Genomic DNA, 1,915 nt, shown 5'->3' with positions numbered 1-1,915 from the left:
GGGGGGGGGCCGGTGCAGGGCGTTATTGGGGCGGTGAAGCCCCACCCACCAGCTTCGCTGGTCCCCCCTCCCCATAAAGGGGAGGGAAAGCGCATGTGGCGGACGAAGCGCGGGAACCAACCGCCAACAGTGGAGCTTCACCCTAGGTGACCGACGCCGCAGCCCCATCGCCGCCCACGCCGCCGCCCTGGACCTGGGCGCACGGGCTGTCGTACGGCGCGGTGTCGCTGCTGCTGGGGCTGACCCAGGGGCTGGGGGCCAATCTGGTCAACAACAACCTGCCCTGGATCCAGGGCTCGCTGGGGGCCTACACCAGCGAGTCGGCGTGGCTGTCGATCGCCTACACCGCCACCAACGCCACCATCGCCCTGCTGGCCGTCAAGTTCCGCTTCCAGTACGGGCTGAGGCTGTTCGCCGACATCGGCCTTGGCCTGTTCATCGTCGTCGGCCTGGCCCACCTGCTCAGCAACGACCTGCGCTCGGCGATCGCCGTGCGGGCGGCGGCGGGGGTGGCGGCGACGGCCCTGTCGACCCTGACCCTGCTCTACATGGTCGAGGCCGTGCCGCCCGAGCGGCGGGTGATGGGCCTGGCCCTGGGCATCGGCTGGGCGCAGCTGGCCCTGCCGCTGTCGCGGCTGGTGTCCTCGAACCTGCTCGACACCGGCCAATGGCATGGGCTGTACCTGGCCGAGATCGGGCTGAGCGTCATCTGCATCGCGGCGGTCAACCTGCTGCGCCTGACGCCCGTGCCGCGCATGCCGATGTTCCAGTGGCGCGACTTCCTGACCTTCGCCCTGTTCGCGCCCGGCATCGCCCTGCTGTGCGTGGTGCTGGGCCAGGGGCGCTACGTCTGGTGGTTCGACTCGCCGTGGCTGGGCTGGTGCCTGGTCGCGGCCCTCGTGCTGCTGGTTGGGACGGCCCTGGTCGAGCTGCACCGCGACAAGCCGCTGATCCACCTGCGCTGGCTGACCAGCGCCGACCTGCTGCGCCTGCTGGTGATCATCCTGCTGTTCCGCATCGTGCTGTCGGAGCAGGGCGTCGGGGCGTTTGGCCTGCTGCAGGTGCTGGGCATGAACAACGACCAGATGGCCGGACTGTCGTGGGTGATGCTGGCCGCCACCCTGGCCGGGATGATCATCGTCGCCCTGACCATCAACCCGCTGCACGTCAGCACCCCGGCCCTGATCGCCCTCTTGATGGTGGCCTTCGCCGCCTGGCTGGACAGCCGGTCGACCAGCCTGACCCGGCCCGAGCAGATGTATCTCAGCCAGGGGATGATGGCCTTCGCCGGGGCGCTGTTCCTGCCCGCCGCCCTGCTGGCCGGCTTCCCGCGCGCCATGAAGATGGGCCAGGAATACATCGTCAGCTTCATCGTGCTGTTCTCGACCGGCCAGACCCTGGGGGCGCTGGGCGGCTCGGCCTTCCTGGGCACGCTGATGACGGTCCGCGAGCGGGTCCATTCGGCCGCCATCACCGACCACCTGGCCCTGACCGACCCGCAGGTCGCCCTGCGGCTGAAGCAGCTGTCGAGCGGCTATGCCGGGGTGCTGACCGATCCCGCCCTGCGGACCGGGGAGGGCGCGGCCCTGCTGGCCCAGCAGGCGACGCGCGAGGCCACGGTGCTGGCCTATGACGACGTGTTCGCCACGGTGGCCGTGCTGGCCCTGATGGTGTTCTTCTACCTGTTGTTGCTGCGCGTCCGCGCCGAGCTGCGCCAGCGGCGCGAGGCCCGGACGCCGGCGCCCGCGGAGGCCGCCTGATGTCCGACCCCCAAGCCGCGCCCCAAGCTCCGGCGGCGCCCCCTCCGCCGCCGCCCCCAGCGCCCTCCAAGCGCCTGTGGTCGCGCGCGGCGATCCCGGTAGTCGTGGCCGGGCTCGGCGGGGTGCTGCTGGTGCTCTACGCGTGGCGGCTGCCG

The 1,915-nt window shown here is 71.3% G+C and carries 1 protein-coding gene; it reads left to right on the top strand.

Features of this window, described 5'->3' with window-relative positions; genetic code table 11:
* Positions 1–146: 146 nt before the first annotated feature.
* Complete coding sequence (locus tag PMI01_RS25770; protein ID WP_007676747.1) at positions 147–1,760, top strand: MFS transporter; 1,614 nt, start codon at positions 147–149, stop codon at positions 1,758–1,760.
* Positions 1,761–1,915 lie beyond the last annotated feature (155 nt).

This window comes from Caulobacter sp. AP07, from assembly GCF_000281955.1.
Classification (GTDB): domain Bacteria; phylum Pseudomonadota; class Alphaproteobacteria; order Caulobacterales; family Caulobacteraceae; genus Caulobacter.
Note: the sequence above shows the minus strand (reverse complement) of the source record. Positions and strands in the feature narration are given on the sequence as shown.